This is a genomic window from uncultured Agrobacterium sp. (assembly GCF_913777885.1).
Classification (GTDB): domain Bacteria; phylum Pseudomonadota; class Alphaproteobacteria; order Rhizobiales; family Rhizobiaceae; genus Agrobacterium.
In genome coordinates, this window is the sequence record NZ_CAJYTV010000016.1 from 90,822 (window position 1) to 105,776 (window position 14,955).

Consider the following 14,955-nt stretch of genomic DNA (forward strand, 5'->3'; position numbering starts at 1 on the left):
ACCTCGCATGTAACAATATGAGTTACATGATCTTGATTTGCGCTTTCACGTAACAATATAAGTTACGAAAACTTGTCAGTTGGAGGAAGGATCGTCTCATGACCTACGACGTCATCATTATCGGAGGAAGCTATGCCGGTCTCTCCGCAGCGCTTCAGCTCGGGCGGGCAAGACGGTCAGTGCTCGTCATCGATGCCGGCAGGCGCCGCAACCGCTTTGCCAGCCACTCACATGGCTTTCTTGGCCAGGATGGCAGAGCGCCAGACGAGATCGTGGCCGAGGCCCGCCGCCAAATCGAGAGATATAATACGATCGACTGGATCGATGGCCTCGCAACGAATGTCAGCGGCTCGGTTGACGCATTCGAAGTCGAGATTGAAGGGGATGGACGCAATGAGGGTCGAAGGCTCATCCTCGCCGCCGGCGTGACGGATGATCTGCCGTCAGTACCTGGCTTGAGCGAGCGCTGGGGCAGAAGCGTGTTTCATTGCCCCTATTGCCATTGCTATGAACTGAACCAGGGGCAGATCGGGGTAATCGCGGCATCCGCGCTTGCCATGCACCATGGATTGATGCTGCCAGACTGGGGAACAACGACGCTCTTCACCAACGGTGCCTTCACTCCCGATCAGGGCGAGCGCGCTCAATTGGAGGCACGCGGAACCGTAGTGGAGGAGGTAGCGATCCACGAGATCACCGGCAAAGCAGACGTCGTCCTTGCGGATGGTCGAACACTCGTCATGGACGGGCTTTTCACCCAGCCAACCCTGAGAATATCGGCGCCGTGGATTGCCGAATTGGGTTGTACGCTGGAAGAAACGCCGATGGGTGCCACCATTCCAACCGATGTAATGAAGCAGACGACGAAGCGCGGCGTCTTTGCCTGTGGCGATATCGCTCGCCCTGCCGGGTCGGTTGCACTTGCGGTGGGCGACGGCGCTATGGCTGGCACTGCGGCGCACAGATCGCTGATGTTTCTCGACCTATAGCTATCGATGAATACAAAAAATCCCGACCGATGGCCGGGATTTTCAAAACACAGATGATGAAGCGCCTATTCGTCGTTCATCTTAAGCGCTGCGATGAAGGCTTCCTGTGGAATCTCCACCTTGCCGAACTGGCGCATGCGCTTCTTCCCTTCCTTCTGCTTGTCCAGCAGTTTGCGCTTACGTGTGGCGTCGCCGCCGTAGCACTTGGCGGTTACGTCCTTGCGCAGCGCGCGAACGGTTTCGCGGGCAATGACCTTGCCGCCGATGGCAGCCTGGATCGGGATCTGGAACATGTGCGGCGGAATAAGTTCCTTCAGCTTCTCGCACATGCCGCGTCCACGACGGTCTGCTGCCGAGCGGTGAACCAGCATGGAAAGCGCATCGACCGGATCGCCATTGACGAGGATCGACATCTTGACCAGATCGCCTTCACGGTAATCCATGATGGTGTAGTCAAAGGAGGCGTAGCCCTTGGAGATCGACTTCAGGCGGTCGTAGAAATCGAATACCACTTCGTTGAGCGGCAGCTCATAAGTGATCATGGCGCGGTTGCCGACATAGGTCAGCTCCGTCTGGATACCGCGACGGTCCTGGCAAAGCTTGAGAATGCCGCCGAGATATTCGTCCGGCGTCAAAATCGTCGCTTTGATCCACGGCTCGCGGATTTCATCGATCTTCACCACATCCGGCATGTCCGCCGGGTTGTGAAGCTCTTTCTCGGTGCCGTCCGTCAGCGTCATTTCGTAGACGACCGAGGGTGCGGTGGCGACGAGATCGAGATTGAACTCGCGCTCCAGACGCTCCTGGATGATTTCCAGATGCAACAGGCCAAGGAAGCCGCAACGGAAGCCGAAGCCGAGCGCTGCCGAGCTTTCCATTTCGAAGGAGAAGGAAGCGTCGTTCAGGCGAAGCTTGCCGACGGCTGCGCGCAGGTCTTCGAAATCCGCCGCATCGACCGGGAAGAGACCGCAGAAAACCACAGGCTGCGCCGGCTTGAAGCCGGGCAGCGCCTTTTCCGTCGGGCGCTTGTCGTCGGTGATCGTGTCGCCCACGCGCGTGTCGGCCACTTCCTTGATCGAGGCGGTAATGAAGCCGATTTCACCTGGGCCGAGACTGTCGACCGTGACCATCTTCGGGGTCAGAACGCCGACACGCTCGATGGTGTACTTGGCGCCGGAGCCCATCATCCGGATCTGCTGGCCCTTGGTCAGCACGCCATCAATGATTCGCACCAGAACCATGACGCCGAGATAGGTGTCGTACCAGCTGTCGACGAGCAGCGCTTTCAGCGCACCCTTCTCACCGGCTTCGCTCTTCGGAGGTGGGAGCTTATGAACAATGGCTTCCAATACGTCGGGAATGCCGAGGCCGGTCTTTGCCGAAATCAACACGGCTTCGGAAGCATCGATGCCGATGACCTCTTCGATCTGTTCCTTGATGCGGTCAGGCTCGGCCGCTGGCAGGTCGATCTTGTTGAGAACCGTCACCAGCTCGTGGTTGTTGTCGATTGCCTGATAGACATTGGCAAGCGTCTGGGCTTCCACGCCCTGAGAGGCATCCACCACCAGAAGCGAGCCCTCACAGGCAGACAGCGAGCGCGACACTTCATAGGCGAAGTCAACGTGGCCGGGCGTGTCGATGAGGTTCAGCACATAAGTTTCGCCGTTATTCGCCTTGTAATGCAGGCGCACGGTCTGTGCCTTGATGGTAATGCCGCGCTCGCGCTCGATATCCATATTGTCCAGCACCTGCTCGGACATATCGCGCTCGGCAAGGCCGCCCGTCGACTGGATCAACCGGTCGGCAAGGGTGGATTTGCCATGGTCGATATGGGCGACGATGGAGAAGTTGCGGATATGGTCGAGGGGCGTACGGGTCGAATTGGTGCTCATGCCCCGCGCTATAGAGGGTTTCGCTCCCAAATGGAAGCTGTTCTATGGTGGCAAGAGGCGGCGAAAACGGCTTTTCAGCCGGGGAACTGCTCGCTCCAGTCACGCCGCGTCGCAACCTGTCCCTCGGTGCGCAGACGCGCCACATCGGCAAGGTCGATATCGACGATGAGAAGCGTGCTCTCGCTCACCGCGTCGCTGTCGCTTTCCGCCACGATGCCATTGGCTGGCATGCCATAATCGGAAGGCACGTAAAGCGCCGCGCGCCCGCGATTTTCATCGACCGCTGGCGACCACGGCGCTTCCCCGGCGGTGGGGGAGGATAAGACCGCAAACTGGTTTTCCAGCGCTCGCGCCTGCGCGCCGATCCTTACACGATAGGAGCCTGCCAGCGTGTCCGTGCAGCTTGGCGCCAGCACCAGTTCCACACCCATTTCGGCAAGCCTGCGGCCCAGCATTGGGAACTCATTATCGTAGCAGATCAGGATGCCGAGCTTGCCAATGCTCGTCTCAAAGGCTTTGAGACCTTCCACGCCTGGATCGATGAACCATTGCTCGCGCTCGAAACGCGTCATGATCTGCTTGTCCTGATAACCGATCAGTCCGTCAGGACCGAAAAGCCAGGCGCGGTTGCGGAACTTGCCATCAGCATCCTTCACCGGCGCGCTGCCCGGCTGAAAAAGAATCTGATGCTGCCGCGCCAGCTCGTCGCAGAGTTCCACCCAGGACGGGATCAGGCTTTGCATCGCCTCGATCGAGCCGTGCAGATCGGAGCGGATATCCGGGGCCAATTGCCCGGTCAGCACCATGGCGGAATATTCCGGCAGCAGAAGGAGTTCCGCGCCCTTTTGCTTGGCCTCCGCAACGATGGAGCTTAGATGCCGGGCATAGTCCTCCCAGGTTTCGATCAGCTCCATGGCGTACTGGCAGGCGGCAAGCCGGGTCATTCAGCGATCCTCTTCGTCCAGAAGGATAGAGGCTTTGCGCTCTGCTCATCTTCATCCAGATCCTGCCATGTGAAACTGGTGCGAAGCTCCGGGTGGTGTGTGTAGCCACGCTTTGCCCAAAAGTCGTTCAGCGGCACGTAGTCGGCGGGACGGCGGGGATGATCGGACGGACGCTCGACGGCGCAGAAGGTGCACCAGTCGAAACCGCCAAGGCGCTTCGCATGCGCTTCCCGTTCCTCGAAGAAGCGCACACCCAGGCCATGGCCGCGGTATTCAGGCAAAAGCACGCTCTCGCCGAAATAGAAGATTTGCTCGAGCTCGTACCCGGCATTGATGAAGGGCATCTTCACCTCATCCGTTTCCGCCATCATCGGCATGCCCGTCGACATGCCCACGATTTTGTCGCCATCGATCGCGAGCACGAATACGGCACCCTCGGCTTTCGCATAGGTCGAGAGATAGGTGTGCTCATAATCGAACGATCCGTCATAGAGGTACGGAAAGGCGCGAAAGACGGTGATACGCAGCCGCGACAGATCGTCGAAGAACGGTGCAGCATCAATGCCGGAAAGGGAACGGATTTCGACGGTCATGGGCATGTTCACATGGATTTTCCTTGGTTATACCGTCAGGGAAAAGCTGTGCAAGCCTTGAACACGGAGATTGGATCATGTCCGCACTCGAAACCATACGCGCCTATTACGATGCCTTCAACCGTCAGGATATGGATGCCTTTCTGGCGCTTCTGACCGACGATGTGGTGCATGACATCAATCAGGGCGAGCGGCAGGTCGGAAAGGACATCTTCGCCAAATTCATGCAGCACATGAACCGCTGCTATAAGGAAAACCTCACCGACATGGTGATCATGGCGAGCGAAGACGGCAAGCGCGCTTCCGCGGAGTTCATCGTCAACGGCGAGTATCTCAAGACCGATGAAGGCTTGCCGCAAGCCAATGGCCAGACCTATGTCCTGCCAGCCGGTGCCTTCTTCGAGTTGAAGGATGGCAAGGTCGCGCGGGTGACCAATTACTACAATCTTAATGACTGGATCGCGCAAGTTGGCGCGTAAGAGCTGAGAGCCTCAGTTGTTGCCGTGGATCCTCGCCTATAGGGCGAGGATAACGTCTGAGAAGGGGCGTGGTCGCGCGCGTCCTTTGCCCTCACGTCTCCAGAACGATACCGAGTTCCGCCCGCAGCTTCTTCGTTAGCCCCGCCGCCACGAGTTCGTAGGAGCGGCGGACGTAGTGCTCCAGCTCTTCGCCTTCCAGCGGAGAATGATCGCTGATCGACACCCATTTGCGTTTGGCGAAATAGGGTGCCTGGGCAATGCCTTCCAGCGATGTGAGGATTTCGAAACTTTCTTCCGAGCATTTGACGACAAGCCGCCAGTCATCCCGCTCGCCAAGAACCGCAAACACCTTGTCGCCGACCTTGGCAACATGCGAATCCCATTGATCGACAAAGTTCACGCCCGGCCAGGCGCCAAGCATTGCATCGAACGTCTTTCGCTCGAAGAGGCTCATTGTAGCCGTTCCGCGATCAGCGTCGCCAGCCTTTCGGCAACCTCCGCCTTTGAGAGATCGGGCCAGGCATCGACGCCGCTGTCGGAGATGATCTTCACCTGATTGCGGCCTCCGCCCATGATGCCGGTTTCAGGCGAGACATCATTGGCAACGATCATGTCGGCACCCTTGCGCTGAAGCTTGGCGCGACCATTCTCCTCGACATTCTGCGTTTCCGCCGCAAAGCCGATCACCAGCTTGGGCCGCTTTTCGTGATGGCCGACGGTTTTGAGAATGTCCGGGTTTTCGGTCAGTTGCAGCGCAGGCGGCGCGTCACCCGGCTGTTTCTTGATCTTCTGGTCCGAAGAACTCGCCACCCGCCAATCCGCAACCGCGGCGACGAAGACGGCGATATCAGAGGGCAGCTTGCCAAGCACGGCGTCGCGCATTTCTACGGCGCGTTCCACATGGATGGTGTTCACACCCGCCGGATCGGGGATAGTCACCGGACCGGAGACGAGCGTCACCTCCGCGCCAAGCTTGGCAAGAGCGGAGGCAATGGCGTGGCCCTGCTGGCCGGATGAACGGTTGGCGATATATCGTACGGGATCGATTGGCTCGTGCGTCGGACCGGAGGTGACGATGGCCGTTTTGCCCCTGAGCGGCTTTGGTGCGTCGTCCAGCATCTGCTCGACGGCCTCCGCGATCTGCAATGGCTCGGCCATGCGTCCCACACCGGCTTCACCCTTTTCCGCCATTTCGCCCGCCATCGGGCCGATAAAGCTGATGCCATCGCCTTTCAGCGTTGCGATGTTCCGCTTGGTGGCGTTGGCCTCCCACATTTTCGGGTTCATTGCAGGCGCCACTAGCACGGGACGATCGGTCGCCAGCAAAACGGTGGACGCCAGATCGTCCGCCAGCCCGTTTGCCATCTTCGCCAGAAGATCGGCAGTCGCGGGTGCCACCACAACGAGGTCGCAGCCGCGCGCCAGCCTGATATGGCCGACATCCTGCTCATCCTGGCGGGAAAAAAGTTCGGTAAACACATGCGTGGCGGACAGCGCCCCGACGGCAAGCGGCGTGACGAATTCCTGCGCGCCCCTGGTCATCACCGGCGTCACCGTCGCGCCGCGCTCTTTCAGGCGGCGGATCAGATCGAGGCTCTTATAGGCGGCAATGCCGCCGGAGATGATGAGCAGAATATGCTTGTTCGACAGAGCCATGCGCAAAGACCAGTTTCCCGTTTAATCGGGAAACTAAGCGGTCAGTAGGCAAAGTGCAATCACGCCGCCTTGGCGACGTGATATTCCTTGATGGCGACCATCTTGATCGCCGGGAAACGCTCGGCCTCATAGCGCAGCGAAAAGGCATCCTGCGCCAGAAACACCGGATCGCCGTCGAGGTCGCGGGCGATATCGCCGCGTTTGACGTTCAAGAACTTCTCGAACTCGGCGGGCTGATCGGACGAAATCCAGCGGCAGACGGAGAAGCGCGACATCTCGAAGGACACCGGCAGGCCATATTCGCCCATCAGCCGTTCCTTCAACACATCGAGCTGCAGCGCACCGACGACGCCGACGATGGCTGGCGAACCGTCTTCGGGCGAAAACAGCTGCACGACGCCTTCTTCGGCCATCTGCTGCAGCGCCTCCTTCAGCTTCTTCGCCTTCATCGCATCCTCAAGCCGGACACGGCGCAGAATTTCCGGCGAGAAGTTCGGCACGCCCTGGAAGACCAAATTTTCGCCTTCAGTCAGCGTATCGCCGATGCGCAGCGTGCCGTGGTTGGGAATGCCGACCACATCACCGGCATAGGCCGTGTCCGCCAACTGGCGTTGCGAGGCGAAGAAGAATTGCGGCGCGGTGAGGCCCATCTGCTTGCCGGTGCGGGCAAGGCGCGCCTTCATGCCGCGCTCCAGCTTGCCGGAGCAGATGCGGGCAAAGGCGATGCGGTCGCGGTGGTTCGGGTCCATATTGGCCTGGATCTTGAAGACGAAGGCTGTCATCTTTTCTTCAGCGGCATGGACGAGGCGGGTATCGGCCACCTGGTCACGTGGCGGCGGGGCGAAATCGCCAAGCGCGTTGATCAGATCGCGCACACCGAAATTGCGAAGCGCCGAGCCGAAGAAAACCGGCGTCATATGGCCTTCGAGAAACGCCTGACGGTCGAAGGGACGGCAGGCCTCCATGGCCAGTTCCGTTTCCTCGATAAAGGCGTCACGCTCGTTCTCCGGCAGGCGATCAGCTACGGCCTGCGGGCCGTTGACGGGCAGGCCGTCGACCTGTGTATCGTTGCCGCGGAAGGTGTTCTCGGCAAGATTGTAGGCGCCGCAAAAGGTCTTGGAGCGTCCGACAGGCCAAGTGATCGGCGCGGTATCGAGCGCCAGCTTCTCTTCCACCTCATCGAGGATTTCGAAAGCGTCGCGGCTTTCGCGGTCCATCTTGTTGATGAAGGTGATGATCGGAATGTCGCGCATGCGGCAAACTTCGAAGAGCTTCAGGGTCCGCGGCTCGATACCCTTGGCGGCGTCGATCACCATGATGGCAGCATCGACGGCTGTCAGCGTGCGATAGGTGTCGTCGGCGAAGTCTTCGTGGCCTGGCGTGTCGAGAATATTGAAGACGCGGTCGTTATATTCGAAGGTCATGACCGAGGTCACGACCGAGATGCCGCGCTCTCGCTCGATCTTCATCCAGTCCGAACGGGTCTGGATGCGATCCTTCTTGGCCTTCACTTCACCGGCAAGCTGGATCGCACCGCCGAACAGCAAGAGCTTTTCGGTCAGCGTCGTCTTACCCGCATCCGGGTGCGCGATAATAGCAAAGGTGCGGCGGCGGGAGACCGCCTCGGCAAGTGTTTCGGCCATCTAACAAATCCTGTGGAATTGCGGGCTATCTAGCGTTTCGAGCCCGCTTTTGCAATTGACCTTGACCCATGGAGGGCAAACTAATGCCGCATGAACACGCAAAACGCCCAGTCTCCCGGCCTGAAACTCATTCGCCTTCCCCATGGTGGCGGCATAGAGCTCCCTTCCTATGAGACGGCAGGTGCCGCAGGCATGGACCTTCGCGCCGCCGTTGCGCAAGGCGAGCCGATGACGCTGCGTCCCGGCGAACGGGCGCTGGTGCCGACCGGCTTTATCTTCGAAGTACCTTTTGGCTATGAGGCGCAGATCCGCCCGCGCTCCGGCTTGGCGATCAAGAATGGCATCACCTGCCTCAACTCCCCTGGCACGGTGGATAGCGATTATCGCGGCGAGGTTAAGGTCATTCTCGCCAATCTCGGGCAAGCGGATTTCGTCATCGAGCGCGGCATGCGCATCGCCCAGATGGTCATCGCACCGGTCACGCAGGTGACGGTGACGGAGGTCAGTGAATTCAGTGAAACCGAGCGTGGGGCGGGCGGCTTCGGCTCTACCGGCGTCTGACCACGACGTTGTGAGCCGACGCGTTCTGGAGTATGTCTCAGAGACTGACGGGAAGGGACATCTCCATGACGATCACGACAATCCTTGCCTACGCGATGGCCCTTTTTATTGCCGCCGCCATTCCAGGTCCGGGCATGACGGCGATCGTGGCCCGTGCTCTTGGCTCAGGCTTTCGCGAGACGTTTTTCATGGGGCTTGGTCTCGTGCTCGGCGATATGGTCTACCTCACCGCAGTCGTGCTGGGTCTCGCCTTCGTGGCGCAGACTTTTCAGGAAGCCTTCATGCTGCTGAAATTCGCCGGTGCCGCCTATCTGTTGTACATCGCCTGGAAGCTTTGGACCGCTGGCCTTCTGCCGCAGGATTTGCAGGCGAAAAAGAGCACCAGTATCGGAATGTCGTTTCTCTCCGGCCTGTTCATCACACTCGGAAACCCCAAGACCATGCTCTTCTACGTGGCGCTGGTGCCGACACTTATCGATATCCGTCTGATCGGCGTATCCGAATACGCGATACTGATTGGCGTTACCTTCGTCGTGCTGATGGCGGTGCTGCTGCCCTATATTCTGCTGGCCTCCAAAGCGCGGGCACTGCTGAAGCGTCCGAGCGCCTTGACGATCCTCAACCGCACTGCGGCGGGCATTCTGGCAGGCACGGCAGCAATGATTGCGACCCGCACCAGTTGAGAACAGTCTTCCACGCACGGCGCTGAGATTGGTGATCTATCCCAAGCATCTCACCCTATAAGCACGTTTGTTCTCTGGCTTCCTCGCCAGGATCGCCCTATCCTGCGCGCAATTGCATGAGGATATAAGGCAGGAGAGCAGGCATGTCGGAAGTGAAAAAGCCCGGACGTGGACGGATCTATTCCTCGATCACCGAAACCATCGGTGACACGCCGCTGGTGCGTCTGGACAAGCTGGCGCGCGAAAAGGGCGTGCACGCGACGATTCTGGCAAAGCTTGAATTCTTCAACCCCATCGCGTCCGTCAAGGATCGCATCGGTGTTGCCATGATCGAATCGCTTGAAGCGCAGGGCAAGATCACACCCGGCAAGACGACGCTGGTCGAGCCGACGTCTGGCAATACCGGCATTGCGCTTGCCTTCGCCGCCGCCGCCAAGGGCTACAAGCTCATTCTTACCATGCCGGAAACGATGTCGGTGGAGCGCCGCAAGATGCTCGCATTGCTGGGTGCCGAACTGGTTCTGACCGAAGGTCCAAAGGGCATGAAGGGCGCGATTGCCAAGGCGCACGAACTGGCCGAAACGCTGCCCGATGCCATCATTCCGCAGCAGTTTGAAAACCCGGCCAACCCAGAAATTCACCGCAAGACGACGGCAGAGGAAATCTGGAACGATACCAACGGCAGCGTCGATATCTTCGTCGCGGGCATCGGTACCGGCGGCACCATCACAGGCGTCGGCCAGGTGCTGAAGGGCCGCAAGCCAGACCTCAAGGTCGTGGCTGTCGAACCGACGGACAGCCCCGTGCTGTCTGGTGGCACGCCCGGCCCACACAAGATTCAGGGTATCGGGGCAGGTTTTGCTCCCGCCATTCTCGATACCAAGGTTTATGACGAGATCGTCACCGTCAGCAATGACGATGCCTTTGAAACAGCCCGTCTTGCTGCGCGGCTGGAAGGTGTACCGGTGGGCATTTCATCCGGTGGAGCGCTTGCCGCCGCCATCAAGATCGGTGCGCGTGAAGAAAATGCTGGCAAGACAATCGTGGTGATCATCCCGTCCTTTGCCGAACGCTATCTTTCCACGGCACTGTTCGAAGGACTTGGCCTTTAGAGCAGTTCCGCTGAACACGGATTCACCTACACTACTCTAACTCTTCGTTTCGGTACGCAGAACCGATCAAACTTTTGCTGGAAATGCTCTAATCACAGTAGCGAGCGCGCGGCGGTAGATGCCGCGCAGCCTCACTCGACACGCTTGGCGATCACGGCTGCAGATGTGCCGGGCACCTCTGAGATCGTGTAGGCTTGCTGCACCGACGCCACAATGCGCGCGGCGTCTTCGCGGCTCGCCGCATGCACAAGGGCAATCGGCTGGCCCGCTTCCACCTTCGTTCCCAAGGGCAAAATCGCCGACAGGCCAACGCGATGATCGATCTTGTCGCTTGGATGACGACGACCGCCGCCGAGTTCGACAACCGCCATGCCTAGATCGCGCGCCTGACAGGTTGAGAGCCAGCCGCTTTTGGGCGCGGGCACTGGGACGACATGCGGGGCTGTTGTCAGATACTGCTCAGGACGCTCCACAAAATCTACCGGACCGCCGAGCGCCGACACCATTTGCCCGAAGCGTTCAAGTGCGCGACCTGAAGAGAGCGCATCACGCGCCATTGTTTCGGCCCCTGCGAGCGTCGCCGCCACGCCACCCTGAACCAGCATTTCCGCGGCAAAAGCGAGAATCAGTGTTTCAATGCGCGTGCCGGTTTTCCTGCCATTCAGGAAATCGAGACAGTGGATGATTTCAAGCGTGTTGCCGGCGGCGTCCGCCAGAGGCTCATTCATGTCGGTGATCAGCGCGCAGGTTTTGACACCTGCGCCATTCGCCACCTGAACCAGGGCGGAGGCGAGTAGTTCAGCCTCTTCGGCGCTTAGCATGAAAGCGCCGCTGCCGAATTTGACGTCGAGCACCAGCGTTTCAAGCCCGGCGGCGAGTTTCTTGGAGAGGATCGAGGCGGTGATCAGCGGTATGGAATCCACCGTCGCCGTCACGTCGCGGATGGCATAAAGCCGCTTGTCTGCAGGCGCGAGGTCGCCCGTCTGGCCGATGATGGCGCAGCCCACATCCTTGACAGTTCGGCGGAACAGCGCCTCGTTTGGCATCACATCATAGCCGGGGATGGCTTCAAGCTTGTCCAATGTCCCGCCGGTATGGCCAAGACCACGACCGGATATCATCGGGACCGCCAGCCCACAGGCCGCAACGATCGGTGCGAGCATCAGCGAGACATTGTCGCCGACACCGCCGGTCGAATGCTTGTCCGAGATCGGTTTGCCGATGTCGGCCCAGGACAGCACATCGCCGCTGTCGCGCATCGCAAGTGTCAGCGCAACCGTCTCCTCGCGCGTCATGCCGCGAAAGAACACCGCCATGGCAAAGGCTGCTGCCTGTCCCTCCGAAATAGACCCATCGGACAGTGCCGCGATAAAATCTTTGATCTCGGTAGCGGCCAGCGTCTCGCCATCACGCTTGCGGCGGATGATCTCTTGCGGGATCATGAGGCGTCAATATCCGGTTGCAGCTTTCGCTGGCTCTCCACCCGCTAGCACATTCAAAACATCATCCAGCAGGCTGGAGGCCCCGAAGCGGAAGGTGGAGGGCATCGCCCAGTTGGGCTGCATGATGGTTTCTGCCAGACGCAGATAAAGCGTCGCATCGGCAACGGTGCCGATGCCACCGGCAGGCTTGAAGCCAACCTTCTTCCTGCTGTCGCGGATGACCTGCAGCATGATGTCTGCCGCCTCAAGCGTGGCGTTGACGGCCACCTTACCGGTGGAAGTCTTGATGAAATCAGCGCCTTCGGCGATGGCAATCTCGCTGCCGCGACGGATGAGGGTCTTGTCCTTCAACTCGCCGGTTTCAAGGATGACTTTCAGCAGGATCGGCTCGGGGCAAGCTTGGCGAACTGCCGCCACCATCTCCGCAACCGCGGCTTCATCGCCTGCGATGAACTTGCGATAGGGAATGACCAGATCGATTTCATCTGCACCGTCGGCGATGGCGCGCTCGGTTTCCGCGACGACGGTGGCGACATCAAGATCGCCGGAAGGAAAATTCACGACGGTCGCGATGCGGATCGAATGATTGTTGCCGAAGGCCGCACGCGCCTGGGCGACGAAGCGCGGCCAGATGCAGATGGCCGCCGTGTTGCCAAACTGCGTATGGGCTCTCTGGCAGAGGCTTGCAATCTGCTCCGGCGTGCAATCGTCTTTCAGATTGGTCAGGTCCAGCAAGGACAAAGCGAGGCTGGCTGCTTCGCGCGGGCGCTGAAGTTCCATGCTCAGTTTCCTCCCGAAATCATTTCCGTTAAAACAGCGGCAAGACGTTTGCCGCCGGTCGGAGCCATATCCTTGGTCTCGTCATGGCTCAGTTCGGCGCCGGTCATGCCGGCACCGTAATTGGTAATAACGGAAGCAGCGGCAACGCGCATCCCGAAAAAGCGCGCAAGGATCACTTCCGGTACGGTGGACATGCCCACAGCATCGGCACCAAGCGTGCGCGCCATGCGAATTTCGGCGGGCGTTTCGAAGCTTGGGCCGGAAAACCACATATAGACGCCGGAAAACAGCGGGACGGTCGCACGGATCGCCGCATTGCGCATGGCAAGCGTCAAATCCGCATCGTAAGCGCTGGTCATGCCGACGAAGCGCTTGTCGCTCTCCTCGCCGATCAGCGGGTTCATGCCCGAATAGTTGATGTGATCGGTAATCTGCATCACAGAACCGGGCGGCATATCCTGGCGAACCGAGCCCGCCGAGTTGGTGAGAATCAGGGATTGGACACCGATACCGGCCAGCGCCTCGATCGCCGGACGCATGGCGGATGCATCGCCCTTTTCATAATAATGAACGCGTCCTGACAGCATGATGACCGGCTGGCCACCAAGATAACCCGCGACCAACTCACCTGCATGGCCGGAGACAGCACTTTCCGGAAAGCCTGGAATATCCCCATAGGGAATGCGGATCGGGTCGGTCACTTCGTCCACCAGCGCACCAAGGCCGGAACCGAGCACGATGGCGGTGCGTGGTACAAGGCCATTCAGCCGTTCGACCAGAACGTCGATGATCGCGTGATCCATCTTACAACTCGGTCTTGAAGCTGAAGGGCAGGAGCTCGTCCATGGTCATCACCTTCTGCACGCCGGTCTCGTCGCAGAGATAGACCTTCGTGTCGGCGCTTGCGAATTCGGCTATCTTCTGGCGACAACCACCGCAGGGCGGGCAAAGCGCCAGCTTCTCGGCGATGACGGCGATCTCCTTGATCTGCCTTGCGCCGCCCATCACCATGGCACTGATGGCGGAAGGCTCCGCGCACCAACCCTGTGGGAAGGACAGGTTCTCGATATTGGCACCCTTATAGACCTTGCCATCTTCGGCACGGATGGCAGCGCCTACCGGAAACTTCGAGTAGGGCGCGTGGGCAAAGCCCATGGCCTCACGGGCGGCTTCGAAGAGCGCATGTGTCGTCGGTTCGTTCAGCATCAATCAACGCTCCTTGGAGTAGGCAACGCCACCGGCCTTCGGCGGCTTTGCGACGCCGATGAAACCAGCAAGCAGAATGCAGGTAAGGATATAGGGCAGCGCCTGGAAGATCTGCACCGGCACTTCACCGATACCGGGGATCGCCTTGCCCTGCATGAAGTTCGCCATCGCATCGAGGAAGCCGAAGAGAAGGCAGGCAAACATGACCGGAACCGGCTTCCACTTGGCGAAGATCAGAGCGGCAAGTGCAATATAGCCCTTGCCGGCAGACATGTTGGCAATGAAGGCCGCCGACTGTGCAACGGCAAGATAGGTACCGGCGAAGCCGCACAGGAAACCGGCGACGATGACGGCGCGGAAACGCATCCATGCCACCGAAATGCCGGCTGTATCCACGGCACCCGGGTTCTCACCGACAGCACGCAGGCGAAGACCGAAGCGCGTGCGGTAAAGCACCCACCAGGAAATCGGCACCGCGAGGAAGGCGAGATAGGTCAGGATATTGTTGCCGGAAATCACGTTGGCATAAAGCGGACCGATGAAGGGCACGTCGCGCATCATGTCCGCACCCGGCAGAATGATCGGCGTGAAGCGGCCTTCGCCGGTGATCTGCGGCGTGCGCCCCCCTTGGCCGAACCAGGCCTGGCCGAGAACGACGGTGAGACCGGCTGCGACGAAGTTCAGGGCGACGCCGGAGACGATCTGGTTGCCGCGATTGGTAATGACGGCAAAGCCATGCACCAGCGAGAAGAAGATCGAGATGCCGACACCGGCGGCAAGCCCCGCCCACGGGTCTTTGGTCAGATAGGCAACGCAGGCGGATGCGAAGGCGGCCGCCAGCATCTTGCCTTCCAGGCCAATATCGAACACGCCGGCGCGTTCGGAAAACAGGCCGGCAAGCGCGGTAAACAGCAGCGGAATGGTCAGGCGCACGGTCGAACCGAGAATGCTGACCAGCATGTCGAAGGTTTCCAT

At 59.7% G+C, this 14,955-nt stretch carries 16 protein-coding genes; 5 read left to right on the top strand and 11 right to left on the bottom strand.

The window, feature by feature from the left end; translation table 11 throughout:
- Nucleotides 1-98 precede the first annotated feature (98 nt).
- Nucleotides 99-989, top strand: a complete 891-nt coding sequence (locus QZ869_RS13995) for an NAD(P)/FAD-dependent oxidoreductase (RefSeq protein ID WP_296105528.1) — start codon at nucleotides 99-101, stop codon at nucleotides 987-989.
- Nucleotides 990-1,054: 65 nt separating this feature from the next.
- Here the strand turns inward: QZ869_RS13995 and lepA are convergent, their stop codons facing one another.
- The 3 genes from lepA to QZ869_RS14010 form a co-directional block, all read right to left on the bottom strand.
- Entirely contained in the window at nucleotides 1,055-2,893 is a 1,839-nt protein-coding gene (lepA, locus tag QZ869_RS14000; RefSeq protein WP_296041180.1) for a translation elongation factor 4, read from the bottom strand.
- A 62-nt stretch (nucleotides 2,894-2,955) separates the two neighbouring features.
- Nucleotides 2,956-3,825 (bottom strand): carbon-nitrogen hydrolase family protein, encoded by an 870-nt coding sequence (locus QZ869_RS14005; RefSeq protein ID WP_296105529.1) that lies wholly within the window; start codon nucleotides 3,823-3,825, stop codon nucleotides 2,956-2,958.
- A complete protein-coding gene (locus tag QZ869_RS14010; protein WP_296105729.1) occupies nucleotides 3,822-4,418 on the bottom strand; it encodes a GNAT family N-acetyltransferase in 597 nt (198 codons plus the stop codon). The genes QZ869_RS14005 and QZ869_RS14010 overlap by 4 nt, the downstream gene beginning before the upstream one ends.
- Nucleotides 4,419-4,495: 77 nt before the next feature.
- On the opposite strand from QZ869_RS14010, the gene QZ869_RS14015 reads away from it, so the two are divergent.
- Nucleotides 4,496-4,897, top strand: a complete 402-nt coding sequence (locus QZ869_RS14015; RefSeq protein ID WP_296105530.1) for a nuclear transport factor 2 family protein — start codon at nucleotides 4,496-4,498, stop codon at nucleotides 4,895-4,897.
- A 91-nt stretch (nucleotides 4,898-4,988) separates the two neighbouring features.
- Here the strand turns inward: QZ869_RS14015 and QZ869_RS14020 are convergent, their stop codons facing one another.
- Genes QZ869_RS14020 through QZ869_RS14030 form a run of 3 tightly spaced genes read right to left on the bottom strand, consistent with a single transcriptional unit; the run spans nucleotide 4,989 to nucleotide 8,196 of the window.
- On the bottom strand, nucleotides 4,989-5,351 hold the full coding sequence (locus tag QZ869_RS14020; RefSeq protein WP_296101599.1) for an MmcQ/YjbR family DNA-binding protein: 363 nt from the start codon (nucleotides 5,349-5,351) through the stop codon (nucleotides 4,989-4,991).
- The gene (coaBC, locus tag QZ869_RS14025) at nucleotides 5,348-6,553 is read right to left on the bottom strand and encodes a bifunctional phosphopantothenoylcysteine decarboxylase/phosphopantothenate--cysteine ligase CoaBC (RefSeq protein ID WP_296105531.1); all 1,206 of its coding nucleotides are present in this window, start codon (nucleotides 6,551-6,553) and stop codon (nucleotides 5,348-5,350) included. Before coaBC ends, QZ869_RS14020 begins: the two co-directional genes overlap by 4 nt.
- Nucleotides 6,554-6,612: 59 nt before the next feature.
- Complete coding sequence (locus QZ869_RS14030; RefSeq protein ID WP_296015841.1) at nucleotides 6,613-8,196, bottom strand: peptide chain release factor 3; 1,584 nt, start codon at nucleotides 8,194-8,196, stop codon at nucleotides 6,613-6,615.
- 90 nt (nucleotides 8,197-8,286) lie between these two features.
- On the opposite strand from QZ869_RS14030, the gene dut reads away from it, so the two are divergent.
- The 3 genes from dut (at nucleotide 8,287) to cysK (ending at nucleotide 10,552) form a co-directional block, all read left to right on the top strand.
- Nucleotides 8,287-8,757, top strand: coding sequence for a dUTP diphosphatase (dut, locus tag QZ869_RS14035; RefSeq protein WP_296105533.1), 471 nt, complete (start codon nucleotides 8,287-8,289; stop codon nucleotides 8,755-8,757).
- Between the two features lie 65 nt (nucleotides 8,758-8,822).
- Nucleotides 8,823-9,440: a LysE family translocator gene (locus QZ869_RS14040; RefSeq protein WP_296015845.1), complete on the top strand. Its 618-nt coding sequence runs from the start codon at nucleotides 8,823-8,825 to the stop codon at nucleotides 9,438-9,440.
- Between the two features lie 143 nt (nucleotides 9,441-9,583).
- Nucleotides 9,584-10,552 carry a cysteine synthase A gene (gene cysK / locus QZ869_RS14045; RefSeq protein ID WP_296041012.1) on the top strand — a complete coding sequence of 323 codons (969 nt, stop codon included), beginning with the start codon at nucleotides 9,584-9,586 and terminating at the stop codon, nucleotides 10,550-10,552.
- 131 nt (nucleotides 10,553-10,683) lie between these two features.
- Here the strand turns inward: cysK and deoA are convergent, their stop codons facing one another.
- From deoA to QZ869_RS14070, 5 genes are read right to left on the bottom strand one after another with little or no spacing between them, the layout of a single operon-like run.
- Nucleotides 10,684-11,994, bottom strand: a complete 1,311-nt coding sequence (deoA, locus tag QZ869_RS14050) for a thymidine phosphorylase (protein WP_296105535.1) — start codon at nucleotides 11,992-11,994, stop codon at nucleotides 10,684-10,686.
- 6 nt (nucleotides 11,995-12,000) lie between these two features.
- Nucleotides 12,001-12,774, bottom strand: a complete 774-nt coding sequence (gene deoC / locus QZ869_RS14055) for a deoxyribose-phosphate aldolase (RefSeq protein ID WP_296105536.1) — start codon at nucleotides 12,772-12,774, stop codon at nucleotides 12,001-12,003.
- Nucleotides 12,775-12,776: 2 nt separating this feature from the next.
- Nucleotides 12,777-13,577: a purine-nucleoside phosphorylase gene (locus tag QZ869_RS14060; RefSeq protein ID WP_296105539.1), complete on the bottom strand. Its 801-nt coding sequence runs from the start codon at nucleotides 13,575-13,577 to the stop codon at nucleotides 12,777-12,779.
- Between the two features lies 1 nt (nucleotide 13,578).
- The gene (locus QZ869_RS14065; RefSeq protein WP_296015856.1) at nucleotides 13,579-13,980 is read right to left on the bottom strand and encodes a cytidine deaminase; all 402 of its coding nucleotides are present in this window, start codon (nucleotides 13,978-13,980) and stop codon (nucleotides 13,579-13,581) included.
- 3 nt (nucleotides 13,981-13,983) lie between these two features.
- A complete protein-coding gene (locus QZ869_RS14070) occupies nucleotides 13,984-14,955 on the bottom strand; it encodes an ABC transporter permease (RefSeq protein WP_296015858.1) in 972 nt (323 codons plus the stop codon).